Below are 26,057 nucleotides of genomic sequence, written 5' to 3' on the forward strand. Positions count from 1 at the left end.
CTCCTTCAATGACCCTTCATGTCCCTCGACAGGAATATACCGTAACTGCTCCACTTGCCCGTCATTGCAAGCATACCTCATTTCCTTGTACATCTTCCATTTCAGAAACCATATGGACGGTAAAATCTTCTACGGAACAGATTGATTTCATCCAAATTTCACCATATCTGCACATAAACTGCACATTCCAGGGGTAACTTTCCAGTATCACAAAAAATGGAGGTAAGAGAGATTGAGACAATTTCAAAGAATTTCTTTATCAGGTGCTATGATCTTCACGTTAGCCTTGGGGGTCAGCCCAGGAGCAGTAAATGCAGGTGGGACAGACGCTACCCCACATGCAGATGGAAGCTATTACTACTATGAAGTGGATGAGCATGGAAATAAGACGAAGTACATTGATGGTTTGACTGAAAAGGAATTGGAAGACGAATTGGGTTACCCTTATAACGAAGGTGGCAGCCATTACTACTACGAAGTCAATGAAGATGGAGATCAGACGAAGTACATCAACGGTCTGACCAAGGAAGAGTTGAAAGAAAGACTACATCACTATAATATGCAATCCGAGTCCTATCCTGTTGGACACATGAATATGCAATCCGTCCCTCATTCAGGTGGACATATGAATCATTCCGCTGCAGCAATGTCGAGTTCTGGTGAAGTGCCTGAGGAATTGGAAGAAGCAGAAAATCCTGCATTTGATGTAGGAAGCACAGCAATCATCAAAGCCGATCATATGCAAGGTATGGATGGCGCTGAAGCAACCATCTCCGGCGCATTCGATACAACCGTGTATACCGTTTCCTATACGCCTACAACTGGTGGGGAACCGGTGGAAGACCATAAATGGGTCATCCATGAGGAACTGGCAGATCCAGGCGAAGCACCATTGGAACCGGGTGACGAAGCAATCATGGATGCCACGCATATGGAAGGTATGGAAGGTGCTGTTGCTACCATAGATTCAGCTGAACAGACCACCGTCTATATGGTGAACTTTGTAACCACAGACACTGGCGAAGAAGTACAGAATCATAAATGGGTGACGGAAAGCGAATTGTCACCTGTCGAATAGCTTTAAATGCTCCCAAGAACCAACCAAAACGTCCATTCATCTCTGAATGGACGCCTATATCGTGCATATACGAAGCAGTTTCAATTTATTCTGAACACTACTCCCCCAAGTCCGCAGCAACGGGCCAGGGGGAGTTATTTTGATTCCACCCACCAAAAACATTCATCATTACAGCAAGCCTGCGCTGTCCATAAGCAGATAGATGCCCGTAACCACCAGAATGACATATGTAAAGATGCGGAATCCTTTCTGGTTGATGTATCTGAACAGCATCTGTCCCACGAATAGTCCCATGAAAACCAGAGGCAGTCCCCACAGACTGGCTATCCAGACAGTCTGACCAGTGCCAGCAAAGACAATCTGGATAATCAGGCTCACAGTATAGATGAACAGATAAAATGCAAGCGTTGTCCCCCTCACTTTCTCCTTCAGACTGTCTGTGCCTGAAAAGTAAAGAAGCAGCGGTGGACCGGGCATGCCGATGCTCGTGGTAAGCGACCCTGCAATGCCGCCTGCAAAAAAGTCCCTGCCCCTGTTTCTGTCAATCCGGAACTTGAAGATCAGCAACAGCGTCAATGCGAGTATGACTATCCCGATGACGCGCTTCAATCCATCGATATCGACCATCAGAAAGATGATGATCCCGACGAACATCCCCACACTGCTTCCTATGATGAAACGCTTGAGCACCCCATAATCAATATCTTTCCTGATCCTTCGAATCAAAGCTGTTGAAATGACAAGGGATAGGACCAAATTGATCTGGATTGCTTCAGCCGGTTCGAATATCAGCAGCAGGAAAGGTGTCGCCAGGATTGAAAAGCCGAATCCCGTACTTGTCTGCAGTGTAGAAGCGACCAATATGATTATGATGAATACTGCAACTTCCATGAGTTCCTCTCCCCAATAAAAAGATAATGCTGACATACTACCATTTCTTCGCTTCTTTGGCACCCTGAAGCAAAACCTTCCCCTCTTGGAAACCGCTGGCCTCCCTTGGAATTCTACATGCCCCCTCATCCACTCCATAATTTTGGACTTAGATCCTCATCCAATCATTTCTAGATTGGAAATTTCATCCTGTCACATTTCTGCCATTTCTAATTTCAGAGCTTGGAAACCGCTTACCCCCAGGTGTATCAGAACCCTTGGATGCCAAGGGATTCGGGCTTAGTATTCTGTAAATTAGGACTATAAATAAAACTATTGTAATTTGCCATCATTTTCTAGTATTATGAATCGGTGCTACTCAAGCGCATATAAGGAGGTTGATTGTGATGATCAGAAAAGGACTCGGTAAAATTAATTTTGAAAAAGTAAAAATATCTGTGGCGCCAATAATTACACTTCAGACATTGATGAATATAGCTGCTGTCATATTGGGAGCTTTCCTCTTTTCCATTGGTGTGAATCTATTCATGATTCCTGGAAATCTGGGGGACGGTGGCGTATCAGGACTGGCAATCATAATCCTATATGCGTTTGATATCTCCCCGGCAATTTCCACACTCGTACTCAACGGCATCCTGCTCATTATTGGATTCAGATTCCTATCAAGACGTGGAATGTACTATACAATATTTGCAGTAATCATGATGTCAGTGTTCCTGGGAATTACGGAACCATGGGTCGTGCAGACAAACGAAGTGATGCTCAATGTCATATTCGGTGGTCTATTCCTTGGACTGGGCAATGGACTTGTCATCCGAATCGGGGCAACAACAGCAGGGTCGGCGATACTTGGCAGGATTGCCAATAAATATCTCGATGTAAAAATATCGAATGCCGTATTGGTATTCGACCTCATGGTCATTACACTCGGTCTGACGGTACTGACAATTGAACAGGTGCTGCTCACCGTTGTAGCCATGTATATCAATGTGAAAGTCATGGACTTTATGATAGAAGGTATGAATCCGAAGAAGGCGATCACGATTATTTCACAGCACCCGGAAGTGCTGGGCAAACTGATCAACAGTGAAATCGGACGCGGTGTAACCATGATGAACGGTAAAGGATTCTATTCCAGGGAAGAGAATGATATTCTCTATGTCGTCATCAATAAATCCAAATTGACCAGGCTTAAACGCCTGATCCAAAAGTACGATGAAGATGCCTTTGTCGTCGTCAACGATGTGAACAGCGTACTTGGCAGTTCATTTGTATAGAATATAGATGAAAACAGGGTGCAGAATCTCGGAGAAGAGAAGCTGCACCCTGTTTTTTTATTTTTCATATGCTTTCTAGAACGGCCCCCACTGCATCAGATGGGCGATTACAAGGGCGACTGCCCCGATGCCGTATGCGATGAGAAGGAACGGCCAGATAAATTTGAGCCAGTCCGTATATTGAACTTTGGCGATGACGAGTGCTGCCATGAAATACCCTGAAGTCGGATAGAATATGTTCGAGAACCCATCACCCAGCTGAAAGGCAAGCACCGCATTCTGTCTGGTCATTTCCGTGATGTCCACCACCCCGACCATGATCGGCATGGTGGCCGCTGCCTGTCCGCTTCCCGAAGGGATGACGAAGTTGAGCAGGCCCTGGGTGATCATCATCATCACCGGCACAAGGTTCTCAGGGATCGCGGTGATGAGGAGGCTGATTCCATAGACGACCGTATCGAGGATCTGCCCATCCTCAAGCACGATGGAGATTGCCCGGGCGACACCGACGATGAGCGAGCCGAGCAGGATATTCCTGATGCCGTCATTGATGGACTCGGCAATCCTCGATGGTCCCATGCCGGCAATCAGACCGCTGATGATGCCTGCGAACAGGTAGAATCCGGCAAGCTCCGTGAAATACCACCCGTGCACGAGAACGCCGTAGAACATGCCGCCGAATGATAATATGAAGGCCGCTGTAGCGATTTTCGTACGCGTACTGATCTCTTCCTGCGGATCATCATCCGTATCCGTAATGAACTCGGAAGCCGGCACATCGTTCGTCTGGAGCGTCTTCGATGGATCATTCTTCACCTTATTGGCATAGCGCAGCACGAACAGTATGCCGAGGATCAATATCACACTCAGGAGGATCGCCCTGTATCCCATACCGGAATATAAAGGCAGTTCGGCGATCGCCTGTGCCGTCCCCAGGTTTGCCGGGGCCGTCAGTGCGACTGCGAATCCGGTGACGGTTGCTACGAGCGTCGTTGCAGCTGCAGTAATCCTGTCGAAGCCGAGTCTGAGAAACAGCGGCAGCAATGCCGGCAGGAATATCAGCGAAGATTCGATATTCCCCGTGACCGCTACAAAGATGGCAAGCGGCACCATCACTGTCGGGATGATCAGCAGGCCTTTGTTTGAAAATGACTTCGAAAGATAGTTGATGATCAGCCTGATGATGCCGGCATCCTCCACTATCTTGAACAGGGCACCGATTGCCATGATGCCGAAAATGATCTCTATTGTCGCGATGACACCGCGCGGCACGGCTGTCATATATTCCATGAAGCCGACAGGTGTCTGCTCCACACCGCTGTATGTACCCTGTACAATCATGTCCACGCCATCGACCGTTTCACGTTCATAGCTCCCCGCCGGAACAATGTATGTAGCAATCACACCGATGGTGATCAGGGTGAATAGGATGACGTAGATATGCGGCATGACAAACCTATTCTGCTTTGATGACTTCTTCTTTGTCATTGAAATTTTTTCTCCTTTCCCTCAATTGGACTGATGAAAATCATAATTCCCGATAATTTTCATAATATTCTATACATAACAAGCTACTACAGCTCCGGGATAATGTAAATGTGCGTTCCATAAGTAATCGTGTCTTTTGTAACCATTCATCATTTTTTCAAGACCCCAACATGAAACATCCCCCTGCCGATCGACAGAGGGAAGCTCAGCATCTCTATTCAGTTTTATCGTAGATTTGCTGTTCATGGACTGGGAAACCCTATATCTCGATGTCCCAGTTCTCCTGTTCTTCCTTACGCATATTTTCTGCAGTGTCCTCAGGATATGCGGTACGGAACTTGTGGTGGTCCTTCGGAATGACTTCGACCATCTTATCGATCATCATCTGGGGATCATTCTGCTGGTCGAGTCCCTGTTCACTTTCTTTGAGGTTTTCGACGGAAGTATGATGCTTGTCCGGATCGAACCATTCCCACTTCTCTTCCACGGCGCGATCATTGAATCCGGTATCGAATGGCCCCGGGTTGATTGTCGCAACCTGCACATTGAATTCCTCCAGCTCCTGCCTCAGCGACTTGGCGATGGCTTCGATGGCATGCTTGGAGGATGCATAGAGCCCCTTATAGGCGGAAGCCATCGTTCCGGCCATGGATGACATGAAGACGATCTTGCCCTGCCGCTTTTCGACGAAGTGCTCTGCTGCGATGCGCGCAGTCTCGAGTGTGCTGAACACGTTGACTTCGAACAGCTGTCTCAATGCCGACATCGGCACTTCCCAAATCGGGCCGCCTTCATTGACCGCAGCATTGGCGACGAATACATCATAGTCATAGTGTTTCATACGCTCCCGGTCATCCGCATTCGTGATGTCCATCTTCAGAATCTCAAGATCCACACCTGCCTTTTCTGCCGCTTCCTTCAGTCCAGTAATCTGAGGGTGGTTCTCTACAGCGGCAATGACCTTATGCCCTTCTTTTGCGAGCCCGAGTGCCGCTCCCTTGCCGAGTCCGGAACCGGCGCCTGTAATCATGATGGTTTTAGCCATTTGTAATTGCCTCCTTGAATGCTTTGTTAATGATGGTTTTGTTTTTCCCTCTTCGCATCATCTTAAACGCGTCCTGTGGTACAGGAGAAATTTCAGAACCTCCTTTGACAATCCTTCACACCAGTAATATCCTTATACTAATCAAAATTCATCAGCATATTTTACACAATCTGATGGTATACATCACAGAAATGAGGGAAAGCAATGCTGTCACTTCTCGGTACTGCCGTGAATGCGCTGGCGATTATTGTCGGCAGTTTCATCGGCCTGTTCTGGCGCAACATCAATGAGGACATGAAGACCACCATCATTCAGGGGCTCTCGATTACAGTCATCGTCCTCGGCATCGACATGGCTCTGGAAAGCAACCAGATCATCATCGTCGTGGTCAGCATCGCGCTCGGTGCAATGCTCGGAGAGAGATGGCGCATCGAGGAGCGGATGAACCGCTTCGGCATATGGCTCGAGACGAAGACGGGTGCGCAGGAAGGCGGTGTGGCGGCTGCCTTTGTCACGGCAACGCTCGTCTATGTGGTCGGTGCCGTCGGCATCGTCGGCGCACTGGACAGCGGCCTTCGGGGCGATCACACGGTGCTCTTCACAAAGTCACTGATCGATGGCATCATGTCCATCTTCCTGACTTCGGCACTCGGCATCGGCATCATCTTCTCCGCCGTCCCGGTCTTCCTGTTCCAGGGGTCCATCACACTCTTCGCCGCCCAGATCGACCGCTTCATCCCGCCGGAGCTGATGGATCAGTTCATCATCGAAATAACCGGGGCAGGCGGTGTCATGATCATCGCAATCGGCCTCAGGCTCCTCGGCATCCTGAACATCCGGGTTGCGAACCTGCTTCCGGCGATACCGATCATCATGCTGATTGTAGCCGTCGTGTACTACTGGACACCCGCCATCTGATCATCAGCACCTTACATACTTTCTTTTGAAGCCGATCCGATCCTTCTCGACCTGCTTCTGGATGTTCCCGTAGGCATCCAGTATGGCGGGTTTTTTATTTTCCCTTTTGGCTTCCACCGTCCCTACTCTTCTGGCGGTTTCAACCGCTTTGTCATGCAGTGGCACAAATGACGTCGCGACGGTATAGATGAAGTTATTCATGGAAGCTTTCGCCCGTTCGGTTACATCATGGATTTCCTCCTCCACCCTATCGAGCATCCCGGATATCTTGTCGATTTCGAACGTCTCGTCCTTCCGGCTGCCGAGCAGCCAGCAGTAGCAGCTCCATCCGGCAGACATCTTCATCTCCTCCCCACTGTCGATCCATTTATCGGCCACTTCCTGGGCGATATCCGACTCCGACAGGGTGACGGAGACGATATTGTCGGAGATCATATAGAAGTAGGCACCATCGATCCACCGCTCGTAGTCCGCTTCCGTCATGGCTTTCGGATCCGCGATGATGCCCGCGAAATACATGGCATCATAGTTGCCTGTCGCATACAACGCCTCAGCAAGCGCCTGATCGATTTTTATTTTCTTCGACATCGGTTTCATGGCCCCTGTCGCGACACCGAAAACCGGCTCTTTGGCACCGCTCGACATATACCTCGTTTTCATCCGTTCCTTCCCCAGACCTTCAAGCTCCTGCATGACTGTATCGAAATCCATGTTCACACTCCCTTTCTTATATGTATCAATTGTACCATCATCCAATTTAAAATATTACCATTTAAACGAACATATGTTCGTGTTATAATAGGAATACGTTCAGGTGACATGAAAAATATAGGGATGCAAAGACGGACAGCCTCCCAAGTCCGTGCACCCTACACCATTGGAGGTTAGGCCATGTTTTATAATCTGATATATTTTAACGAAAACCTCTATGACACATACTATACATTCGCCACTGCCGGCCAGGCGGTGCAGTTCAATGAAATCGAATCCCAGACGGACAAGGGGGGCCAATTGGGATTCAATGATACGCATGTCGGTCTTGGAAAATCTTCTGTCATAAAGGGGGAAATCATCAATAACGCCGCATCTAAGCTCATCAGTCTGGAACGGAGCCTCGTGGACAACGACTTTTTTGTGGATTTCGAGGAGGAGGCACCTTTCAGGCACATCGAAGACTTGAGCCGCCGGATGATCTTCAGAGCCACTGTCCCGCTTAGGATCCATGAATCTTTTGACATGTATGAAATGACCAAGCTGATGAAGGTCGAGCTGGAAGAGGCTGGATTCATGGGCAAGAAGTCGGATCAGGTCGAGCTGTTCAACATGGTATTCGATTTCGATAAGATCAAACTGCCCGTCTATAATGATGACATGGACACGGTCATCTTCAGTAAACTCCATAAGGACTGCCTGTTGATCGAGGAAAACGAGCTCGAGGAGCTGGAGGAGGACAACATCATCCTCGCCAAGGTGAAGAGAACGCATGAAAAGCAGTTCACACTATTCGATCCACTGAAGGACTTCATCACAATCAACGCGAGCACGCGGAAAGAAATGGAGAAAAAACTCTCTTCACATGGGATGCTGGCACCAATCGAGATGCACACGGATGGGATAGAGGTGGAAATCATCGCCATCTACAGCTAGCACAAAAAATACCGGCTCAGAATTTCTGAGCCGGTTCTTTAATAAGTCACTCTATATTATATTCTGTCATCTCTTCTTGGATCGTCTGTCAATCCGTCCTTCAGTGTCTCATCTTCATCTCTCAGGCCATCTCTTCCAGCACGACCTGTCGTACGGCCTGCAGTTTCTTCGTCGATGTCCACATCTTCACGGCGGACATCTTCTGAAACATGTTCAGTGTCTCTTACTTTGTCCTTCTTGACGACGACTTCTTCGGAAACGACGTCTTCTTTGTCTACATTGACGCGTTCTTCATTGACAGGCACTCTGATGGATTCATTATCATCAGTAAGATCCCTGTCGCCTGCCGGCCTATTGTCATCAACCGGGCGCCGTTCAACTGTGACTTCCTCACGTTCTACCGGGACATCGAATTCCTGACGCTCTGTTTCTGTATGCTTGTCGATGTTGACTTCGCCGGTCTTGACGTTTTCCTTGTCGACGTTCACCCGCTCTTCATGAAGTTTGAGTGACTCTTCGTCGGAAGTGACATCTCTGTCAGCAAGGTTCCTGTCAGTGAGGTCCCTCTCATCACGTTCCGCATATGCACCTGCGGTACCAGTTGCTGCAGGACCGCCTGCAACACCTGTGCCCTGTCCTTCTACTGTTGCTGTGCCGTCAACATAAAGAAGAATCTTGTCTGCATCAAGTGCTTCCCTGTATTCCTGCTCTTCTGCAGCTGTCAGATTCATGTCGTTGACTGCCTGTTCCTCAGGTGCATCACCTGTGAAGAATGAAACGACTTTGTCCCAGGCACTGCCTTCGGAACTTTTCACTTTGACGCCGGAATAGTCGCCAAACGCGCCACCGGCTTCAAGGTCACGATTGGATACGATTGTTATCTGATTTTCTTCTACGCCTTCGGTCTTCAGCTGATCGATTCTGCTAATGGCTTCCTGTTCAGTGTTAAATGTTTCGATCTTACGCATGATTATCCCTCCGTAGTTCATTTGTTTTATTTTAGTAATTACCGTTTCGATTGATTGACCATGTCAGTAACATGCCTCAAATCACGGTCAATAATTGGATACCCGTCCATGGTTTTATTAAACATGACAGCAATTATGGAAAGTTTGTGTCGGCGAGTGTAATCGCTTGCACATCGAAGGATAAGGAATAAAATGGAAGTATGTAATCCAATTATTTTAAGGGGAGATATGAATGGCAAAACTGGAAGGTAAGGTTGCGATTGTTACAGGGGCAGCATCAGGAATGGGCAGATCGATCGCGAAACTCTATGCACAGGAAGGCGCGAAAGTGATTGTCGCCGACTACAATGCAGACGGGGCGGAAGCGGTCACGAAGGAAATTGCTGATGATGGCGGTACTGCAAAGTCGGTCAGTGTCAATGTATCGGATAAGGATCAGGTAGAGAATATGATTGAAACGTCAATCAGTGAATACGGAGAGCTGGATATCCTCGTCAACAATGCAGGCATCATGGACGGCTTCGAGCCGGTCGGGGAAATCACTGACGAGAAGTGGGATCAGATTTTCGACGTCAACACGAAAGGTGTCATGCGTGCAATGCGCAAGGCGGTGAACTATTGGATGGAGAACGAGAAGGAAGGCGTCATCGTCAATACCATCTCCACAGGTGGACTGAATGGTGCACATGCGGGTGTGGCATATGGTGCATCCAAGCATGCGGTTGTTGCACTCACGAAAAACACCGGCTTCATGTATGCGAAGAACGGCATCCGCGTCAACGGCATTGCACCAGGTGCAATCGAGACGAATATCGGCTCCAGCATGAATGACGTCAGCGACTTCGGCATGCAGCGTGCGGGCATGACACACGGCCTCTCACCACGCACTGGTCAGCCGGATGAAGTCGCAGAAGCGGCACTGTTCCTCGGGTCAGAAGCTTCAAGTTTCGTGAACGGCACCGTGCTTACAGTCGATGGCGGCTGGACAGCCGGATTCTAATAATATATAGGAAGCTTCCACCTTATTTTTAATATTTATATCACTCCCCGCCTGGTTCCAGGCGGGGATCATCTATTTACTGAGTTTAGCCTGACAACCCCCGAGGTAGAATATAAACATATGGCATATAATTCATAGGAGGGATTGAAATGGCAGATAACCGCGGAAACTATTTCGAGGAAAGAGAAGGCACAGATGATGCCCGTTTCCATGTAGTCCCGGGCGATGACAAGAAGTGGGCCGTGAAGGAAGAAGGAAAGGACGACCCGGTCTTTACGTCAGATGATAAGAATGAGGCTGTGAACGAAGCCAAGAAGCAGGCAGAAGAGGCCAAAACCAAAGCCATCATCCATGATGATGATGGAAAGATCGAAGACCAGATCGAATATGACCAATAGGCAAGCGATAAAGACTCCCCATCTGAATCAGGTGGGGAGTCTCCTGTGTGTCATGCGATATTTATGTTCTCACTTCTTGCCCTTTTTATAGTCTTTGTTGAAAAAATCGTACTTGAGTATGTCATTGAATACTGCTCTGATCAGAAATACCGGTCCCAGAATGATAATTGCAACAGCGACTACCGGCATTGTCTGAAACCATTCCATAAAGAAGGTTCTCACAGCGATAAATGACAGAACCACCCATATAAGCCCGAGAAGCAAAGAGGTCTTATTCATTTCAGGCATGTCCTCTCCTCCTGACAATTACTTTTCATCTTTCTTATAGTCCTTATTGAAATAGTCGTACTTCATAATACAATCAAAAATCAATTTAATGGCCACTGTACCTCCGGCTATGAGGATTACAGGTAGGACAGTTGGCATTGATTGCGTCCAGTCCAGAAAAATCGTATGCAGCAGAATGTACGATACGATAATCCAGACGAAACCGACCAGTATTGAAGTCGCATTCATTTCATTCATGCTCCTCCCCTCCCCTAAGTCCCTTAACCAAAGTCTAACATATGAAACATTCGTCATAATCCGCTATCCTTACCTGCCGTCTCAAATTCTGTTAGAATGGATTATTATATGATATCTACATTGAAAAGGACTGAAGGTGTACATTATGACAGACACAGGACTGGTGCTTGAAGGCGGCGGCATGCGAGGCCTCTATACCGCCGGTGTGCTGGAATACTTCATGAGCCAGGAACTTTATTTCCCATATGTCATCGGTGTTTCTGCAGGTGCCTGCATGGGTGCTTCATACCTTGCAAGACAACGTGACCGCAACCGGCGGGTCAATCTGGACTTTGTTGAAGACAAGCGCTACATCTCCCTCTCCAACTACATCCGGAAACGTGAACTTTTTGGCATGGATTTCATTTTCGATGAGATTCCGAACAGTCTCGTCCCATTCGATACCGATACACTGCTTGAAAATCCAGAGGAGTTCGTCATCGTCACAACCGACTGTGACACAGGCAAACCGGTCTATTTCAAGAAACAGGACTACGATGCGGAGTCCCTTCCGACACTGCTGAGGGCCTCAAGTTCACTTCCATTTGTGGCTTCCAGTGTCCGGCACAACGATCGACACTTGCTCGATGGGGGCATCTCCGACCCTATTCCGATCAGAAAAGCGGAGAGCGACGGCTTCCGAAAAAACGTCGTCATCCTCACCAAGCCCCGCGGCTACTTCAAGAAACCGAGCCGGATGCCGAAGATCATCAAATACAGGGACCACCCCATCATCAATGACAAGCTCGGTGTCCGCTACAGGCACTACAATGAAACACTCTATGACATCTCCAAGCGGGAGCATGACGGCAATGCATTCGTCATCAGCCCGAGCAGGCGCCTCAAGGTCGGCCGGACCGAACGCAAGAGGGAACGGCTCGAGACACTTTATGAACTCGGCTGGAATGATGCCAAGGCACAGTTTGAAGCGTTGCAGGAATTTCTCGGACAGACGGCTGAGCAGCCGATGACAGGTTCACGAGGATAAATAGTACAGGGAGCTGGAAATCCAGCTCCCTTTCTTCATAGTTTGATATTCTTCATTTCAGCAATCACCCGGCATGTCGTCTCAATGCCGCTGTAGAAATGCTCCACCACCAGGTTCTCATTCGGCGAATGGTTGGCCTCGTCTACATTGGCATATGGGACGATGACCGATGGTGTGCCGAGCACTTTCGTCCATACGGCGTCCGGCAGGCTGCCGCCGAGACTCGGTTGGATGAACGCTTCCTTCCCGAATGACGCTTCGGCAGCTTTCCGGATGGGTTCGATGAACGGCAGATCGGCGGATGATCTGGAAGGAGACATCTGGCCGAGCTTCTTCACTATGATATCCGGTGCATGTTTGGCCACATGATCTCGGATAAGTTCAAAAATGATATCCGGATCCTGGTCCATGACGAGACGCATATCAATTTTCACTTTGGCATCCTGGGGAATGATCGTCTTCGCCCCTTCCCCGCCGTAGCCGCTGGTAAAACCCGAGATGTTGAAGGTCGGCTCGAAGCATAACTTCCTATAGTACTCCGCTTTCGTCAGTTCGATGCCCTCGTGGCCGACATTCCTCCTTACTTCATCCAGATCGAACGGCAGACTTTCAATCAGCTCCAATTCCCGTGCAGTCGGTGCTTTCACAGTGTCATAGAATCCTTCGATCAGCACCTGCCCATCCGCATCACGCATCGTACGGAGGAGGTCCATCAGTTTCCAGGCCGGATTCGGCACAATGTTCCCTTTATTCCCGGAATGGTTGTCGAAGGCCGCTTCACGCGCTTCCAGCTCCACATACAGCATCCCCCGGACACCGAGGAGTACGTACGGATGGCCTTCCGGCAGCATCGGACCGTCGGAAGTGTAGACAAGATCCGCTTCGAACTTTCCTCTGTTTTGTGCCACGAATGTATCGAGGTTCACACTGCCGATCTCCTCCTCGCCTTCGATCAGGAACTTCACATTCACCGGCAGCTCACCTTCCGCTTCAAGGTAGGTCCGGATGGCCAGAATCTGGGCCATGATCTGACCCTTGTTGTCCCCGGCACCGCGGGCATATATCTTGCCGTCACGAATCGTCGGCTCAAAAGGTGGACTGTGCCATTCCTCGAGCGGATCCGGCGGCTGGACGTCATAGTGTCCATAGATCAGTATCGTCGGCGCATCATCCGACACAAAATATTCCCCATAGACGACCGGATGGATTTCCGTCTCCATCAGCTCCACATGCTGCATGCCGGCATCTTTTAGCTTCTCCATCATCAGTTCCGCACACTCCCTGATGCCTACGTTCTGTGCACTGATGCTCTTCTGCTTCAACACCTCGAACAGTTCATCCAGATAACTTTCCTTGTTTGCATTGATGACATTTCTGAAATCCATGTCTCTCCCCCTCATTTATGATATGTAACACCCCAAAACAGCCTGTACTGGCAGAAGAAAAAGGAGCCATTATTTTCTTTATGCATTGTAAAAAATACCGTTCAAGAAAATACGGCTCCTCTCCATTCTACATCGCCATCCCGAATATTGTAAGAATCAGGGCAATCCACAGCACAGCCGCCAGCACCAGGAAAAAGATGCTCCACTTCGACACCCTGCCCTGCTCTTTTGATTCCCTGCTCAACTTCTTCATGAAAAGAACGGTGAACAGAAGCAGTACGACTGCACTGAATATCATTCTGATAATCATGGTATCACCTGCCTGCTTTTATTAATCACTCTGGAATCATCTGATTCACTATACTTATTGGGATACCCTCATCAGCAGTAGAATATGTATCCCTGCCCCTCTCCAAATGATGGAATTTTGAGGGGGCATACTTCCATGCACTTTTACATTTGCCAACAGAAAAGGCATGCCCTGTTCAATCCCTGCATCCTCAGCAGGAGAAGCCGTCACTGATGAGGTCATAAGCATAATCAACCATTTCGGACGCTTCGCAAGAAAGCTCGCCTCGATGAAGACAGCTTCGAACCCGAAACGAGCCCTGATGACCACCAGTTGACAACCATACACGAGATATTATACATGGAACGCCTGAGAACCAAATAAAGCAGCAGCCAGCAACTGCGCTCAATCCTCTATCAGATCCTTTCCCGCTTCACGCAGTTTCTGCAGACTCTCGCGCATGTGGTTGAGCATCTCTTCCGAATGGCGCTCCCAAGTCGCCAGTTCCGCCACAACCCTGAGTGGTGCACTGGATCTGTATGAACGGGTCGGATTGCCGGGAAAACGCTTATCCGTAACATTCGGGTCATTTTCAAATGTGTCTGTGGGCTCTACTATATATATTCTTTCCCTGCCCTCACCCTGCGCCAGTTCAGCACCCCACTTTGCAGCATCGAGTGTCGCTGTAAAATAGATATAGTTCGACTTCCTGTCCTGATAGTTGGACTGGAATTGGGGTGCCAGCATTTCACCAAGGGACAATCCTGCTTTTGTACCATGGAAGAACGGGCCTTCGTCCAATACTTTTTCCTTCTCCAACATCGACAACACTCCCAAGAATAGTATTTTCAAGCTGAAGCCAGTATATACCGTTTATCATAGTATGTGCAGTCTATAATTCACTTTTTACATGGTGTATAATAAAGGTGGAAGCGCAGACAGTAAAAGCGAATTAAATATCCACTCGAATAAAAATATTTATATGTCCCATATAAAAAGCACCTGGTCTCGACCTGGTGCTTTTGCACTTAAGCCATGAATATCCAAAACTCCATATCTGCATCGCTCCCCTGGTACAGCCTTTCATTGGTCCTCCTCGAGTCAAGGACTGCAAGAATATATGGAACAGAAAATGCTATCACATAAACTCCATGTGATAGCATTTCATTTTTTTAGCATAAAGTGGAATAATGATAACAAGGATATTAATCACGTTTTAATGATGAGAGGGGTAAAACATGAAATATATTATGGGAGTGATGGTCGCTTTCGCAGCCGTCCTGATGCTCAGTGGAGCCGCTCAAGCCAATGAAATCACCAATATGCACATGGATGTGGAGATCAATTCGGACGGTTCGGTGACGGTGACGGAGACGCGACAGGCCGATATGACTGAAGGAACGGAAAATTATATGGTATTCGACGATGACGATATGGGCGAAGTCGAAGTCACCGATTTCTCGGTCGAAGGTTTTACGGAAGAAGAGAACTGGGATATGGACGCGGATCTGGAAGAGAAGGCGGGCCGGTACGGTATGATCGATACTGATGACGGGACCGAGCTCGTCTGGGGGATCGGCGACTACGGCGAACAGACGTATGTCGTGAACTACACGCTGGAGAATGCGGTGCGCAATCTGGAGGACGGCCAGTCATTGTATTGGAACTTCGATACATTCACCGAACTGCCGACGGATAATTTCATAATGGATGTGACGTCCGATGTCCCGCTCAATGATGAAGATATCCGCTTCTGGGGATTCGGCTTTGAAGGGGACATCGTTGCGGTGGATGACGGCATCCGCTGGACCGCCGGGGAGACGTTGACGAGCAGCAATGATGTCGTGCTGCTGATGCACTTCCCTGAAGGGACCTTCAATACGGACGTAACCGATGACGGGACGCTCGAAGAGGAAGCGGCGGCGGCCATGGACGGCTCGATCTACGATGACGGCAGTCTCAGCGGCGGGACCATCGCCGCGATCGTCGGTGCCTTCGGTGCTGGACTCGCAGCAATCGTCACCTTCTTCATAAAGTATTCCAGGAGACAGAATAAGGGCGGACATGTGGATTCAGCACACTATATCAAACGGAGGAATAAAGGGCGTGAAGCCGAAAGACCGCCTGAAATCGATGATTACGCAGGGCTCTCCTATGTTTTCAACCATCTGCAAATGAGCTACTTTGAAGATATATTCCAGGCATATTTGATGAAATGGATGGACGAAGGGAGAATCACGATTGAAATCGATCGGAAGGACGGCCAGAAGCTTGATGAAGGAACGCCAAAAATCATCATCCATGACTATCAGAAACTGATGGAAGGGTATTCCTACTCCTTCAAGGAAGTGAGTGAACAACTGGAGGACAATGATCTGGAAGGCAGCTACGAACCGTTGTTATGGAGAATGATGCTCGATACTGCGGACGCTGAAGGTTTCATCGAGGAAAAGGCATTGAGGAAATGGTCGAAGAAGCATGCAAAGGCAGTCGGCACAGTCGCTGATGAAATCGTGGAGTATTCAAAGCGCTGGCTCGAGGAGAATGGCTATTTCAAATTTGGAAAAGATAAGGTCTGGGGAATTACGGTGCCGATAGAGTCACCGACTGAAAAAGGCGAGCGGCTGCTCGACCAGCTCTCCCAGTATAAAAATTATCTGAAAGAGGATTACCGCCGGATTTATGAAGAGGATGACGCCTACAGGACCCATATCATCTGGAGCATGCTCGTCGGCGAAGGCGATGACGTCAGGAAGCACCTGTCCAAACTGACCCCGAATGAGGAGAATCAGACAGCATATCCAGTATTGATACATTACTACTACGGCTCGTATCTTACATCACAAAGCTGGTCGAAAGGCCTCGGCCAGGGCGGATTCAGTTCCGTCAACTCTTCAGCCGCTTCAGGCGGCGGAGGATCGACGGGCATGGGTGGCGGCGCTGGTGCCGGAGGCGGAGGCGGTGGCGGCGCCCGCTAGAAATGACGAAAATAAAAAGCGGCTGGACAGTGTGAAGTAATGTAGGACCGGTGTCAAAGGCGCCCTACTCTGAGAGATTTTGTAAGAGTGATGGGCTGCATCCTGCAGTATGGACGAATCACCTTTTCAGCTTGTCCACATACTGCTTGCCCTCGACGAGCGAGAGGCCGAGGGCTTCCCTGGCCCGCTTGACCGCCTGGATTTCCTTGCCGTCATTAATGAGATGACGCAGTTCATCATTGATCGGATTTTCAGGCATGTCGTACTGCGCTGCAATCTGCTCCAGAATCTGCTGTGTATTCTTCATGCGGCCTTCCAGCCTGTCTATTTTGCTCATCAGTATGAACACCATAAATACCAGAATGGCTAATATGCTCAAAAGCATGGTTTCCATATACTTTCCTCCATTTCCCTGCTTTTTCTTAAAAGTGGAATTGTTGTAACCAGTCTTGACTCCAGTCTATCACTTAACATCCATCATCTTGAAGCAGTTTCCTCTTTTCTTCCAGAAGACGACTGAATTCCATATCCAGTTCTTCTACGGAACCATCAGCCATATCACTCAAGACTTGTGATATTTTATTTTCAATGACCATCAGGTCTTCCTCTTTCCTGTCTTTCTGCCGCACTTCCACATTCTCTTTCAACATTCCATCATTGATGATGTATTCCCGATCCGTCACATTTTCTTTGAATCGTCTGTCATGACTGACGATGATGACCGTATTGGGATAGCTTTCAATCATGGATTCCAATGCTTCGATTGAATGCACATCCAGATAGTTGGTCGGTTCATCCAAAATCAGGATAGCGATATCCATCATCAGTATTTTCACCAGTTGGACTTTTATGCGTTCTCCCCCGCTGATTAGCTTCACAGGCTTATACACCGCATCACGCCGGATATTCAGCCGTCCGAGGACTGTTCTTGCGGTAGTTTCGTCATATATTGCATCAGCCATCACATTTTCCAATATACTCATATTTTCATCCAAGCCTTCCAGGTTCTGATGAAAATATCCGATTTCAAGCTGTCCCTTATACTCGGAAACGACCTGGTTGATGAGCGTTGTCTTACCGCTGCCGTTCGGGCCACTGACTGCCACTTTCTCGCCGTTGCGGATATATAATTTCGGACGCTTTATTAAGGTCCGCTCCCCAATCTTCACATCCTTGTCATATCGTATGATCATCTTATTGCCGTACTTGCGCTTTACACTATTGTGGAAGACGATCTCTTTATCCTCCACTGGTTTCTCCTTTTTTTCCAGATGATCGAGCCGCGATTCCATCGCCTTCGAAGTACTGTGCAATTTCTTCTGCAGCTTATTGAAATAGGGGCTTGAGCCACTGTCCCCATGATCCACTCCGCCAGCTACATTCGACCTCGATGCCTGGTCTTTTTTGCGCGCAATCTTATTCTCCAGCGCTTTCTTTTCATTCAGATACTGACGGTATTCTTCCTGCTGGCGTTTCACTTTCTCCTCTTCGATTTCCTTGAATTTTGTATAGTTGCCCGGATATTTGTAAAGTGCCTTCTGCTCGATGGACCATATTTCCTGAGCGACCTGGTCCAGAAAATGCCGGTCATGCGAAATGATGACCACAATCCCATCATATCTTTTCAGCTTGCCTGTCAGCCGTTTTATATTATTTTCATCCAGGTGTGTGGTGGGTTCATCCAACAGGAATATCCGACTGCGCTGTGCAAAGCCTTCCAGCAAATAGGTCTTTGTCGTTTCTCCACCGCTCTTCGTCTCATCCGTTTCCTTGATTTGTGGAATATAATTCACATCATCATGAGTTTCCAAAATATAATGGAACAATGTCGTCTTTCCAGATCCGTTGCGTCCGACCAGTCCGATTATTTTCCGTCTTGCCACCCTGATCCGGTCCACGTGCAGTAATTCCTCTCCATTAACTTCCAATGTCAGATCATTGATTTCCAACATAAAAAAACACCTCTATTCCTGTCGGAATAAGGTGATATACCAAAAGATGGGTGTACTAAATAGACATACCTGTCCACTTCATCCGATATAATCCTTATCCCAACATAAATTTGCCATCACTGAATAAGCCATGATGCATTATGCTGTCGGTTAGAATAAGAATTATTTTTTCATCGGCCTAAAGTTCACCCCTTAGAATTGTTACCATAATTCTATCATTACAGCCGATTATAAACAACCGACCCCATTCTGCCGAACATAGTTTGAGTGCGTTCCAATCCAATGTCACGTCATCGATTTATTGATGGGCACTTCCTGGATGAACCAATACTTTTCCCACTGTTCGCTTCTCGTACCATCATTTGAGATTACTTGAAAAAATTTTGGGGAAGATACTACATGAACGAAAAAAATTTGGAAGGTGACATGATGAGACATAGAAAATGGTGGGAAGACGCAATCATCTACCAGATCTATCCAAGAAGTTTCAAGGATACGGATGGAGACGGGATTGGAGACATCAACGGCATATTGGAAAAATTGGACTATATTGAATCACTGGGTGTGAATACGGTCTGGATCAATCCGATGATCCTGTCCAACCAGGAAGACAATGGGTATGATGTCATCAGCTACACGAAAGTTGATCCCCTCTTCGGCTCTGAAGCGGATGGAGAACGGCTGATCAGGGCACTGAAGGACAGAGGCATGAGAATCATATTCGATTTCCCCCTGAACCACACATCCGACCAGCACCCCTGGTTCCAGGAAGCGCTGAAAGGTCCGGAGAACCCCTACCGCGACTATTATATATGGGCAAATGGCAAGGACAACCGTCCATATCCGAATAATTGGACAGCGGCTTTCGGTGGTTCCGCCTGGAGCAAGGAGCTCAATGGAGATCAGTACTACCTGCATCTCTTTAAGCAGTCCATGCCGGATGTGAACTGGGATCATCCGCCTTTGAGGGAAGAGATGGCAGAAGTATTGAAATATTGGATTGGAAAAGGAATCGATGGCTTCCGGCTGGACGCGTTCATCTATATCGATGTCGACAAGGATTTTCCGGAACATCCTGATGGAACAGGTCCGGGACAGGACCTCAATGAGAATGGCGAAAAGATTCCGGATCATTTGAGTGAAATGAACCGTTCAATTAAAGATGCCGGAGAAGATGTCTTTCTTGTCGGAGAGGCTACGAGTGCAGATGCCGAACTGACACAGTGGTACACAGACCCGGAAAACAACATGGTGGATAAAATCATCACGATGCAGTACTTTCCGGAGAAGGAGGATGAGAAGGACGATGCTGTACCGGGAGGAAAACAGCACGCACCGTTGGATCTGAAGGCATTCAAGGAAGTGCAGAAGACATTCCAGGAGCAGGAAGGCGAGGCCGGCGGACCGGTCCTTTTCTGGACGAACCATGATATGCCGCGCTCACCTCATAAATATGGTAGCGCATCTCCGGAACACCGTGATAATACGGCCAAGATGATGGCTGTGCTGCTGTATCTGCAGAAAGGGATACCCATCATCTATAACGGAGAAGAGATCGGCATGAAAAACACCGCCTTTGATGACCCGGGCAACATACCGGATGCCGGGGTGATGGATTTCTACCAGGAAGCGGAAAAAGTCGGATGGGACCACAATAAGATCATGGGTCATCTGAATCTTACCGCCCGGGATGTCGGCCGGGGCATCATGCAGTGGGAAGATAGTGAAAAAGTCGGATTCACAGACGGGCGCCCGTGGGCACTGTATAACCGTGAAACCAAATATAATGTGGAAGACCAGGAGAAGGATGAAAACAGCATCCTCCACTTCTATAGGAAACTGATCGAATTGAAGAAAACGCAACTGTTCCAGGAAGGCGCCTATGAAATGCTGGAGACGAAGGACACACTCTATGCCTACAGAAGGACTTTGGACGATAAAGAGGCACTGGTCTGCTGCAACTTTTCAGAAGAAGAGGATACGATCGAAATCGCAGAGGAATGGACATCGGATCACATTGTCCTTGAAAATGACGGCAACAGCCTGGAAGGCGGAAGGCTGCACCTCTCTCCATATGGAGCCGCCGTATTTGTTAAAGATGAATAAATCAAACGAGACAGTTCTCCTTTTATAGGGGGACTGTCTTTTCATTTACGCATTTCAGTATATGCCATTCAAGAATTTTATCATTAAGCTGGCAGTAGGATTGCACTTCCATCAACCTTATCCTAGCTAATTTGATGCAGGATCCTTCTGTGATAACTTATATGGTATACGAATATGTGAAGGTTGATCTCTTCCTATAGTGGCTATCAGAATAAGAAGAAAAGATCTATATTCTATATTGTGAAGGAGACAGGACATTATGGAGATTACTATAAAACGGTGCACTGGACTACTTGATGCCCTTACACCCATCAGTCTGGAATTCAATGGTGAGATGGTAGCCTCCCTTTCAGGCTTCCAGGAAAAAATTGTACCAATCCCTGGAGAAGAAGGACAATTGAAATATGTCCAATTCATGAATCGGAGTGACCAGGTTCATGTAAAACATGGGGATGTCATTACACTCAGAAGGACCACTTTGAGCAAGATATCAAACATGCTTTTTGTCATCACGCTTCTTTATTTCCTTTCAGCCAATATTTATATCATGTTTACTGGTACGCCTTATGATAATGAGTGGTCAGGGATACTGGGGTTACTGCTATTTATTGCTGTCATTATCTTAGGAGCAACTTCCCTATTCTTCAATACCTATAGACTGGTTGTAGAATAAACTATAGCCGGCGGAAACAGGGAAAGGCACTGTCTCATCATTAAGGGAAGTAAAATCATGAACAAAAACTGTTTTAGCTAATGTTGGCGAAGGAAACTATATTAAGATAAACCGTATCATTTATGATAAATTTCATTCCTGATGATCTTATTCACGCTTGTACTTGAATAATTGTCCTGTACTTAAATCCCCAACAAAGGCAACATCAACTTCTTCATATACTTCATCTATTTCGCCATAATTGATGTGCGTCAATTTTTATTTTCCTCCTCTGCCCTATAATAGTAATTGAGATAAGGAAACACTATTAAGGAGAGGAAGAATATCATGAAAACGAATCTTAAGACAGAAACATTCACCTGCCCAAGCTGCATCAAGAAGATCGAGGGGACGTTGAATAAAAGTGAAGGCGTAGACACAGCGAAGGTACTGTTCAACTCCAGCAAGGTCAAAGTAGAACACGACGAGAACAAGATCAGCCCTGATGAAATCAAAGGACTCATCGAAAAACTCGGCTATGAAGTCGAAAGTGTCAAATCCAGCTAGGAACGAACGTCAGAAACCGGACTCATGTCCGGTTTTTTTGTTTCCCTATGTTTATTCCATCTGTCTAGAACACGCAGAAGAGTGCTGTCTGCCGGGATCCCGGCAGACAGCACTCTGATATATATCTTTTAAACAAAATCAAACACTCTCTTGAAAAAGCAAAATAACTGTTTCCTACTTACCTAAGGCCATTTTTTGGTTCATATATATAGGAGAGACTCTATCGCAAATATGTACATGAAACAGCCCTAGACATCTATTATGCATAATTCATAGACTTTCATAATTATAATTTCGATTTCACTTCGGCCTAGAGACTCTATAGCTTGGAAGAGCAAGGGAAGTCTTGACCACTCCTCTATTAAGCTAGTTATAATTATATGAAAATTAATCCCAATATTTTCTAAAATTAGAGTATACTATATGTAACTATATACACAATATGAAAGTAGGTTATGGTATTGAAGAGACTCTTGATGTTATTGATGATGTCCCTGTTCCTTGTTGCGTGTGGAAATGAAGAATCAACCTCGGAAGATGTGAGCGATGCCAGTGCCAGTGAGACTGCTGAAGAAACAGCTAAACTTGAAGAGGAAAACGAAGAACTCAAGCGCAAAAAATTGGAAAAAGAGAATGAAGAGTTGCGTAAAGATCTTGAAGAACAGAAAGAAGCGGAGGATGAAGAAAACGATAAGGAAGATGAATCAGACTCCTCCAAAGATGCACAAGAATCTGCAACAGCTTCAAAAGATTCAGATGACAATGCTTCGTTAAGTGAAAATAGAACAGCCCTTGATTTCGATATCAATTCCTCCGAGGTAAAATCCCAACTACTCGGAACCACTACTGGTAATGCAGATGGTACTTTTGCACAAGATGCAATTACTCCAGGAATGTCACAAACAGAAGTGGAAGAAAAATATGGCCCTTACGATTTTACACTCTATACTAGCGGTGCTTCTCCTGCATTCTATGGAAACCTGGCAGTAGTATATGAGCACCGTGTCCCATTCGGCCCAGGGAATGACGGTTCTGATAATACAATTGATCCAGATTATAACTACGTAGATTCTGTTTACTATTATGCAGGCGTTCCAGAAAGTGATTTGTATAAAGCATTAGGGGAACCAGAAAGTTATGATGATGGGTCTAAAACACATAACGGACTTCCATACTATAATTATGAAGGAGAGGGCGATGATGGCCGATATTATATTACAGGAGCTACCACTATTGGTACGCCCAACGGTCAAGTAATAGGTACAATTAAACGCAGTCTATTTGAAGAAAATCCTAATATCGAGGCTGAAGAATCTGAAGAGATCAGTGCTGATGATTTCAAGATGTATGAAGGCCTCATCAACGAGTACCTATATCGGTTAGCTGCCTACTACAATTACACTTTAAACGATGATGAAGATGATATTTTTTATTATCTCAAAGAAGGAACTCCAGCTTACGATAAAATCATCTCAAATAAATCCAGTGGGGATTATAAAAATCATACGACCTATGAGGTCACTTTAAATGATGTCACTGATCTAGGTAATGGGACAGTAGAGTTAGACGCCTCTAGAGTTTACTCACATGCCAGTTCAAACGGCAAAAGAGTTTCAAACGTAAATTACATTATGAGCAAAGAAACCTTTGCAATTATTGACTACACACAAGTAAGTGATACTAGCTATTAAGCGTACGGGTCAGAGCAAGATCAGCCCTGATGAAATCAGAGAACTTATCGAAAAACTTGGCTACGAAGTCGAGAGCGTCAAATCCAGCTAGGAATGAACGCCAGAAACCGGACCTCCCGCCCGGTTTCTTTTTGTTTCCATGATTTTATTTTGACTACCCAGAGAATGCAGAAGAGCGCTGTCTCCCGAAATTCCGGAGCAGCACTCTTAATTTTTCTATTTTAACTGTAGCGTTCCTGCAGTTTCTTTTCCTTCGGTGCATGTTCCCTGATCCTCCTGAGCCGCATTGCGTTCAGGATGACGAGCAGGATGCTCACTTCGTGGATCAGCATGCCGCTGGCGAGGTGGATGTAGCCGTAAAGTACACCACCGAGCAGCAGGGCGACGGTGAGCAGTGCAATGGCTGTGTTCTGCAGTATGACCTTATAAGTCATCCTGGATATCGTGAACCCGTGTGCCAGCTGTTCCATCCTCGAGCCCATGAGCACCACGTCTGCCGTCTCCATTGCGATGTCCGTTCCGCCATGTCCCATGGCGATGCCGACGTCTGCGAATGCGAGTGCGGGTGCATCGTTGATGCCGTCGCCGACCATCATCACCTTGCGGCCGCGCTCCTTCTCATCTTCGATATACTTCATTTTGTCGTCAGGCATGAGTTCGGCGCGGAAGCCGTCCAGTCCGAGGATGTCGCTGACCTTCTTCGCCGAGTGGTAGTTGTCCCCCGTCAGCATGACAAGCGAACCGACACCTTTATCCCGCAGTGTCTGGATGGCAGTGAAGGCATCCTGTCTGATCTTGTCCATGATGGAGACGATGCCGACGATCCGGTCGTCCCGTGCGACGAATATTGCGGTGTTGCCTGCCTTCTGCTGCTCGATATACTTTGCTTCAGTATCCGTATCAAGCTCAATATTGTAGTCCTCCATCAGTTTTTTGTTGCCGATGATATACTTCGCGCCTTCGAATATGCCGCTGACGCCTTTGCCTTTGATGACTTCCGCGTCTTCGACTGTATCCTTGGCCACAACAATGGATTTCGATTTCGCTTCCTTGACGATGGTCTGTCCAAGGTGATGCTCACTGACCATCTCGACATTTGCGACCTGTTTCAGGAAGTTCTCTTCATCTGTACTATCGAATATCGTGATGTCTGTTACAGTCGGGCTGCCTTCCGTCAATGTTCCCGTCTTGTCAAAGATGACCGTGTCGACCTTCGCAAAGTTGTCGATGACCTCTCCACCCTTGATGAGAGCACCGTTTTTCGCGCCATTGCCGATGCCTGCCACATATGCGACCGGTGCACCGATGATCAGTGCGCCCGGGCATGCGATGACGAGGAACGTGATGGCGAGATGCAGGTTCCGTGTAAGGAAATAGACGATGATTGCGAGTGCGACGATCGATGGTGTGTAGTACTGTGCGAACGTGTTGAGGAACTTCTCTGTGCCGCTCTTCCGTTCCTGCGCATCCTCCACCAGTTCGATGATCTTGGAGAAGGTCGTATCCTCCCCGACTTTCGTTGCTGTCAGTTCAATATAGCCGCTGTCCAGCACGCTGCCGCTGAAGACGTCCGCTTCCTCAGTCTTGAACCGCAGGTTGGATTCCCCTGTGATGGCGGCTTCGTTGATGTGGGCCTGGCCGCTCAGGATCGTGCCATCGACCGGCACTTTGCCGCCCGGCCTCACGATGACATGGTCGCCCGCTTCCACTTCGTCCACATCCAGTTCCATCTCTTCGTCATCCCGTATGACCGTTGCCGTTGCCGGTGCCATATCCACGAGGGACTGGATGGAACTCCGCGTCTTATTCAGTGTCCGCTTCTCGAGGTATGCCCCGAACAGGAACAGGAATGTGACAATGGCTGCTTCCGTGTATTCCTGGATGAACATCGCCCCGATGACTGCGATGGTGATGAGGAGTTCGATGCTGAAGCTCTTCATTGTCAGTGCCATCCATGCCTTGTTGATGATTGGACCGATTGCGGTGATTGTTGCAACGATGAAAGTGATGTTTGTGACTTCACTGTAGCCAAGTATTCTGGCCAGTATGCCGATTGAGATCAATGCGCCTGAAATGTACATCAATTGATTTAGATGCCTATTGAACCACTTGCTCATAAGTGCCACCTCTTCCTTTATTTTTAAATCCGTGCTTCTTGTTACTTATAATTATAGA

Annotated in this window: 26 protein-coding genes; 13 read left to right on the forward strand and 13 right to left on the reverse strand. The window is 47.5% G+C overall.

The genetic code is table 11. The features are described 5' to 3' along the window. Positions 1-589: 589 nt before the first annotated feature. Positions 590-1,078 carry a YdhK family protein gene (locus RQP18_RS09990; RefSeq protein WP_342389398.1) on the forward strand — a complete coding sequence of 163 codons (489 nt, stop codon included), beginning with the start codon at positions 590-592 and terminating at the stop codon, positions 1,076-1,078. A gap of 168 nt (positions 1,079-1,246) precedes the next feature. Here the strand turns inward: RQP18_RS09990 and RQP18_RS09995 are convergent, their stop codons facing one another. Beyond that, positions 1,247-1,969, reverse strand: coding sequence for a sulfite exporter TauE/SafE family protein (locus RQP18_RS09995; protein ID WP_342387549.1), 723 nt, complete (start codon positions 1,967-1,969; stop codon positions 1,247-1,249). 383 nt (positions 1,970-2,352) lie between these two features. Here RQP18_RS09995 and RQP18_RS10000 point away from each other — a divergent pair, with 383 nt between their 5' ends. Next, a complete protein-coding gene (locus RQP18_RS10000) occupies positions 2,353-3,246 on the forward strand; it encodes a YitT family protein (protein WP_342387550.1) in 894 nt (297 codons plus the stop codon). A 75-nt stretch (positions 3,247-3,321) separates the two neighbouring features. On the opposite strand, the gene RQP18_RS10005 is transcribed toward RQP18_RS10000, so the two are convergent. Together RQP18_RS10005 and RQP18_RS10010 are read right to left on the reverse strand one after the other, a co-directional pair. Next, a complete protein-coding gene (locus tag RQP18_RS10005) occupies positions 3,322-4,734 on the reverse strand; it encodes a YfcC family protein (protein WP_342387551.1) in 1,413 nt (470 codons plus the stop codon). 259 nt (positions 4,735-4,993) lie between these two features. Next, positions 4,994-5,779 (reverse strand): SDR family oxidoreductase, encoded by a 786-nt coding sequence (locus tag RQP18_RS10010; RefSeq protein ID WP_342387552.1) that lies wholly within the window; start codon positions 5,777-5,779, stop codon positions 4,994-4,996. Positions 5,780-5,983: 204 nt separating this feature from the next. On the opposite strand from RQP18_RS10010, the gene RQP18_RS10015 reads away from it, so the two are divergent. Beyond that, a complete protein-coding gene (locus tag RQP18_RS10015; RefSeq protein WP_342387553.1) occupies positions 5,984-6,697 on the forward strand; it encodes a DUF554 domain-containing protein in 714 nt (237 codons plus the stop codon). Between the two features lie 3 nt (positions 6,698-6,700). Here RQP18_RS10015 and RQP18_RS10020 read toward each other — a convergent pair whose 3' ends face one another. Then, on the reverse strand, positions 6,701-7,408 hold the full coding sequence (locus tag RQP18_RS10020; protein ID WP_342387554.1) for a DNA alkylation repair protein: 708 nt from the start codon (positions 7,406-7,408) through the stop codon (positions 6,701-6,703). Positions 7,409-7,588: 180 nt separating this feature from the next. Between RQP18_RS10020 and RQP18_RS10025 the strand changes: the two genes are divergently transcribed. After that, the gene (locus RQP18_RS10025; protein WP_342387555.1) at positions 7,589-8,344 is read left to right on the forward strand and encodes a DUF6414 family protein; all 756 of its coding nucleotides are present in this window, start codon (positions 7,589-7,591) and stop codon (positions 8,342-8,344) included. A gap of 56 nt (positions 8,345-8,400) precedes the next feature. Here RQP18_RS10025 and RQP18_RS10030 read toward each other — a convergent pair whose 3' ends face one another. Further along, on the reverse strand, positions 8,401-9,312 hold the full coding sequence (locus RQP18_RS10030; RefSeq protein WP_342387556.1) for a YsnF/AvaK domain-containing protein: 912 nt from the start codon (positions 9,310-9,312) through the stop codon (positions 8,401-8,403). A gap of 232 nt (positions 9,313-9,544) precedes the next feature. Between RQP18_RS10030 and RQP18_RS10035 the strand changes: the two genes are divergently transcribed. Both RQP18_RS10035 and RQP18_RS10040 read left to right on the forward strand, forming a co-directional pair. Next, positions 9,545-10,312, forward strand: a complete 768-nt coding sequence (locus RQP18_RS10035; protein WP_342387557.1) for an SDR family oxidoreductase — start codon at positions 9,545-9,547, stop codon at positions 10,310-10,312. A 149-nt stretch (positions 10,313-10,461) separates the two neighbouring features. Next, positions 10,462-10,710, forward strand: a complete 249-nt coding sequence (locus RQP18_RS10040; protein WP_342387558.1) for a DUF2188 domain-containing protein — start codon at positions 10,462-10,464, stop codon at positions 10,708-10,710. Between the two features lie 69 nt (positions 10,711-10,779). Here the strand turns inward: RQP18_RS10040 and RQP18_RS10045 are convergent, their stop codons facing one another. Beyond that, positions 10,780-10,998: a hypothetical protein gene (locus RQP18_RS10045; RefSeq protein ID WP_342387559.1), complete on the reverse strand. Its 219-nt coding sequence runs from the start codon at positions 10,996-10,998 to the stop codon at positions 10,780-10,782. A gap of 18 nt (positions 10,999-11,016) precedes the next feature. Beyond that, the gene (locus RQP18_RS10050) at positions 11,017-11,226 is read right to left on the reverse strand and encodes a hypothetical protein (RefSeq protein WP_342387560.1); all 210 of its coding nucleotides are present in this window, start codon (positions 11,224-11,226) and stop codon (positions 11,017-11,019) included. A 154-nt stretch (positions 11,227-11,380) separates the two neighbouring features. Between RQP18_RS10050 and RQP18_RS10055 the strand changes: the two genes are divergently transcribed. Continuing rightward, positions 11,381-12,262, forward strand: a complete 882-nt coding sequence (locus RQP18_RS10055) for a patatin-like phospholipase family protein (protein WP_342387561.1) — start codon at positions 11,381-11,383, stop codon at positions 12,260-12,262. A 35-nt stretch (positions 12,263-12,297) separates the two neighbouring features. Here the strand turns inward: RQP18_RS10055 and RQP18_RS10060 are convergent, their stop codons facing one another. Together RQP18_RS10060 and RQP18_RS10065 are read right to left on the reverse strand one after the other, a co-directional pair. Next, positions 12,298-13,647 (reverse strand): M20/M25/M40 family metallo-hydrolase, encoded by a 1,350-nt coding sequence (locus RQP18_RS10060; protein WP_342387562.1) that lies wholly within the window; start codon positions 13,645-13,647, stop codon positions 12,298-12,300. Between the two features lie 127 nt (positions 13,648-13,774). Further along, positions 13,775-13,957 carry a hypothetical protein gene (locus RQP18_RS10065; protein WP_342387563.1) on the reverse strand — a complete coding sequence of 61 codons (183 nt, stop codon included), beginning with the start codon at positions 13,955-13,957 and terminating at the stop codon, positions 13,775-13,777. A gap of 166 nt (positions 13,958-14,123) precedes the next feature. Between RQP18_RS10065 and RQP18_RS10070 the strand changes: the two genes are divergently transcribed. Further along, positions 14,124-14,273 (forward strand): hypothetical protein, encoded by a 150-nt coding sequence (locus RQP18_RS10070; RefSeq protein WP_373446056.1) that lies wholly within the window; start codon positions 14,124-14,126, stop codon positions 14,271-14,273. 68 nt (positions 14,274-14,341) lie between these two features. Here the strand turns inward: RQP18_RS10070 and arr are convergent, their stop codons facing one another. Continuing rightward, positions 14,342-14,758, reverse strand: coding sequence for an NAD(+)--rifampin ADP-ribosyltransferase (gene arr, locus RQP18_RS10075; protein ID WP_342387564.1), 417 nt, complete (start codon positions 14,756-14,758; stop codon positions 14,342-14,344). A gap of 416 nt (positions 14,759-15,174) precedes the next feature. On the opposite strand from arr, the gene RQP18_RS10080 reads away from it, so the two are divergent. After that, positions 15,175-16,914: a DUF2207 domain-containing protein gene (locus tag RQP18_RS10080; RefSeq protein ID WP_342387565.1), complete on the forward strand. Its 1,740-nt coding sequence runs from the start codon at positions 15,175-15,177 to the stop codon at positions 16,912-16,914. Between the two features lie 118 nt (positions 16,915-17,032). On the opposite strand, the gene RQP18_RS10085 is transcribed toward RQP18_RS10080, so the two are convergent. Continuing rightward, positions 17,033-17,308, reverse strand: a complete 276-nt coding sequence (locus RQP18_RS10085; protein ID WP_342387566.1) for a hypothetical protein — start codon at positions 17,306-17,308, stop codon at positions 17,033-17,035. Between the two features lie 73 nt (positions 17,309-17,381). After that, on the reverse strand, positions 17,382-18,866 hold the full coding sequence (abc-f, locus tag RQP18_RS10090; RefSeq protein ID WP_342387567.1) for a ribosomal protection-like ABC-F family protein: 1,485 nt from the start codon (positions 18,864-18,866) through the stop codon (positions 17,382-17,384). Between the two features lie 399 nt (positions 18,867-19,265). Between abc-f and RQP18_RS10095 the strand changes: the two genes are divergently transcribed. From RQP18_RS10095 to RQP18_RS10110, 4 genes are all read left to right on the forward strand, one after another. Then, the gene (locus RQP18_RS10095) at positions 19,266-20,972 is read left to right on the forward strand and encodes a glycoside hydrolase family 13 protein (protein ID WP_342387568.1); all 1,707 of its coding nucleotides are present in this window, start codon (positions 19,266-19,268) and stop codon (positions 20,970-20,972) included. 259 nt (positions 20,973-21,231) lie between these two features. Continuing rightward, complete coding sequence (locus RQP18_RS10100; RefSeq protein WP_342387569.1) at positions 21,232-21,645, forward strand: hypothetical protein; 414 nt, start codon at positions 21,232-21,234, stop codon at positions 21,643-21,645. Between the two features lie 327 nt (positions 21,646-21,972). Continuing rightward, positions 21,973-22,191, forward strand: a complete 219-nt coding sequence (locus RQP18_RS10105; RefSeq protein ID WP_342387570.1) for a heavy-metal-associated domain-containing protein — start codon at positions 21,973-21,975, stop codon at positions 22,189-22,191. 476 nt (positions 22,192-22,667) lie between these two features. Continuing rightward, positions 22,668-23,882 carry a hypothetical protein gene (locus RQP18_RS10110; protein ID WP_342387571.1) on the forward strand — a complete coding sequence of 405 codons (1,215 nt, stop codon included), beginning with the start codon at positions 22,668-22,670 and terminating at the stop codon, positions 23,880-23,882. A 221-nt stretch (positions 23,883-24,103) separates the two neighbouring features. Here the strand turns inward: RQP18_RS10110 and RQP18_RS10115 are convergent, their stop codons facing one another. After that, positions 24,104-25,999 (reverse strand): heavy metal translocating P-type ATPase, encoded by a 1,896-nt coding sequence (locus tag RQP18_RS10115; protein ID WP_342387572.1) that lies wholly within the window; start codon positions 25,997-25,999, stop codon positions 24,104-24,106. Between the last annotated feature and the right edge of the window lie 58 nt (positions 26,000-26,057).

Source organism: Salinicoccus sp. Bachu38, from assembly GCF_038561955.2.
Taxonomy (GTDB): domain Bacteria; phylum Bacillota; class Bacilli; order Staphylococcales; family Salinicoccaceae; genus Salinicoccus; species Salinicoccus bachuensis.

Coding starts and splice junctions, on each gene's coding strand:
- RQP18_RS10040 (WP_342387558.1), top strand. CDS start 10,462: ATGGCAGATAACCGCGGAAACTATTTCGAGGAAAGAGAAGGCACAGAT.
- abc-f (WP_342387567.1), bottom strand. CDS start 18,866: ATGTTGGAAATCAATGATCTGACATTGGAAGTTAATGGAGAGGAATTA.
- RQP18_RS10100 (WP_342387569.1), top strand. CDS start 21,232: ATGGAGATTACTATAAAACGGTGCACTGGACTACTTGATGCCCTTACA.
- RQP18_RS10115 (WP_342387572.1), bottom strand. CDS start 25,999: ATGAGCAAGTGGTTCAATAGGCATCTAAATCAATTGATGTACATTTCA.
- RQP18_RS10080 (WP_342387565.1), top strand. CDS start 15,175: ATGAAATATATTATGGGAGTGATGGTCGCTTTCGCAGCCGTCCTGATG.
- RQP18_RS10030 (WP_342387556.1), bottom strand. CDS start 9,312: ATGCGTAAGATCGAAACATTTAACACTGAACAGGAAGCCATTAGCAGA.
- RQP18_RS10010 (WP_342387552.1), bottom strand. CDS start 5,779: ATGGCTAAAACCATCATGATTACAGGCGCCGGTTCCGGACTCGGCAAG.
- RQP18_RS09995 (WP_342387549.1), bottom strand. CDS start 1,969: ATGGAAGTTGCAGTATTCATCATAATCATATTGGTCGCTTCTACACTG.
- RQP18_RS10035 (WP_342387557.1), top strand. CDS start 9,545: ATGGCAAAACTGGAAGGTAAGGTTGCGATTGTTACAGGGGCAGCATCA.
- RQP18_RS10085 (WP_342387566.1), bottom strand. CDS start 17,308: ATGGAAACCATGCTTTTGAGCATATTAGCCATTCTGGTATTTATGGTG.
- RQP18_RS10095 (WP_342387568.1), top strand. CDS start 19,266: ATGAACGAAAAAAATTTGGAAGGTGACATGATGAGACATAGAAAATGG.
- RQP18_RS10105 (WP_342387570.1), top strand. CDS start 21,973: ATGAAAACGAATCTTAAGACAGAAACATTCACCTGCCCAAGCTGCATC.
- RQP18_RS10065 (WP_342387563.1), bottom strand. CDS start 13,957: ATGATTATCAGAATGATATTCAGTGCAGTCGTACTGCTTCTGTTCACC.
- RQP18_RS10045 (WP_342387559.1), bottom strand. CDS start 10,998: ATGCCTGAAATGAATAAGACCTCTTTGCTTCTCGGGCTTATATGGGTG.
- RQP18_RS10050 (WP_342387560.1), bottom strand. CDS start 11,226: ATGAATGCGACTTCAATACTGGTCGGTTTCGTCTGGATTATCGTATCG.
- arr (WP_342387564.1), bottom strand. CDS start 14,758: ATGTTGGAGAAGGAAAAAGTATTGGACGAAGGCCCGTTCTTCCATGGT.
- RQP18_RS10015 (WP_342387553.1), top strand. CDS start 5,984: ATGCTGTCACTTCTCGGTACTGCCGTGAATGCGCTGGCGATTATTGTC.
- RQP18_RS10020 (WP_342387554.1), bottom strand. CDS start 7,408: ATGGATTTCGATACAGTCATGCAGGAGCTTGAAGGTCTGGGGAAGGAA.
- RQP18_RS10070 (WP_373446056.1), top strand. CDS start 14,124: ATGCCCTGTTCAATCCCTGCATCCTCAGCAGGAGAAGCCGTCACTGAT.
- RQP18_RS10005 (WP_342387551.1), bottom strand. CDS start 4,734: ATGACAAAGAAGAAGTCATCAAAGCAGAATAGGTTTGTCATGCCGCAT.
- RQP18_RS10110 (WP_342387571.1), top strand. CDS start 22,668: ATGTTATTGATGATGTCCCTGTTCCTTGTTGCGTGTGGAAATGAAGAA.
- RQP18_RS10025 (WP_342387555.1), top strand. CDS start 7,589: ATGTTTTATAATCTGATATATTTTAACGAAAACCTCTATGACACATAC.
- RQP18_RS09990 (WP_342389398.1), top strand. CDS start 590: ATGAATATGCAATCCGTCCCTCATTCAGGTGGACATATGAATCATTCC.
- RQP18_RS10055 (WP_342387561.1), top strand. CDS start 11,381: ATGACAGACACAGGACTGGTGCTTGAAGGCGGCGGCATGCGAGGCCTC.
- RQP18_RS10060 (WP_342387562.1), bottom strand. CDS start 13,647: ATGGATTTCAGAAATGTCATCAATGCAAACAAGGAAAGTTATCTGGAT.